The 985-nt window shown below is 62.0% G+C and carries 1 protein-coding gene and 1 pseudogene; one reads left to right on the top strand and one right to left on the bottom strand.

What is annotated here, in order from left to right; all coding sequences use genetic code 11:
- A pseudogene (locus EOA33_RS36830) lies at window positions 1–229 on the bottom strand (hypothetical protein); the annotation flags it as partial.
- A 123-nt stretch (window positions 230–352) separates the two neighbouring features.
- Here EOA33_RS36830 and EOA33_RS36825 point away from each other — a divergent pair.
- Window positions 353–985, top strand: a 633-nt coding sequence (locus EOA33_RS36825) for a serine O-acetyltransferase (protein ID WP_127407807.1), incomplete at its 3' end; no start/stop codon positions are given.

The raw sequence follows: 985 nt of genomic DNA, 5'->3' as shown, positions 1-985 counted from the left end.
GAGCGGCACTCTGCGCCTCGTTGTCCTTGGCCCGGCTGTCATAGATGGCGTCATGGAACCAGATCGCCGCCTCCACGGCTTCCGGGTCATGGAGCAGGCGTCTATAGTCCGCCGCAAGCTCCAGCATCGCCTCGATATGGGCGAGGCCATGGTAGCGGCGGTCCGTTGCCCGATAGAGGGCCGAGAGCTCGCTTTTCAGCGGCTCATCGATCAAGGGTTCGTTTTCCATGGCTGCTTGAATTCCCGTGAACCAAATCCATTTGACAGAGCACTAAGGAAAATTGAGTTCAATCCTGCTACGATCTGGCCTATATGTGCGGCCGGAGAATAGCCGGCAGGCCGGAGACCGTCGATGAACAGCATTACGATTGCCCGCCCCAGCATTGTGCAGCCGGTCGACCCGATCTGGCGCTCGGTCCGTGACGAGGCGATGGAAGCGGTCAACCGCGATCCGCTGCTTGCCGCGTTCCTCTATTCGACCATCCTCAACCAGGAAAGCCTGGAAGAAGCGGTGATCCATCGGCTGGCCGAACGGCTCGACCATCAGGACATCGGTTCCGACCTCATCCGGCAGACCTTCAATGCCATGCTGGCCGACGATCCGGATTGGAGCACGACGGTTCGCGTCGACATCCAGGCCTATTATGACCGTGATCCGGCCTGCGACCGCTTCATCATGCCGGTGCTCTACTTCAAGGGCTTCCACGCCATCCAGACGCATCGGCTGGCGCACTGGCTGTGGAACCAGGGCCGCCGGGATTTCGCGCTCTACCTGCAGAGCCGCTCCTCCTCGGTGTTCCAGACCGACATCAACCCGGCCGCCCGTATCGGCAAGGGCATTTTCGTCGACCACGCCACCGGCCTAGTCGTCGGTGAGACCGCGGTGATCGAGGACGATGTCTCGATCCTGCACGGGGTAACTCTCGGCGGTACCGGCAAGGCCGGCGGCGACCGCCATCCGAAGATCCGCCGCGGCGTGCTGATC

Origin of the sequence: Mesorhizobium sp. M4A.F.Ca.ET.050.02.1.1, assembly GCF_003997725.1 — a bacterium.
GTDB lineage: Bacteria > Pseudomonadota > Alphaproteobacteria > Rhizobiales > Rhizobiaceae > Mesorhizobium.
The sequence above is the reverse complement of the archived record's forward strand: the minus strand, read 5'-3'. Positions and strand labels throughout refer to the sequence as shown.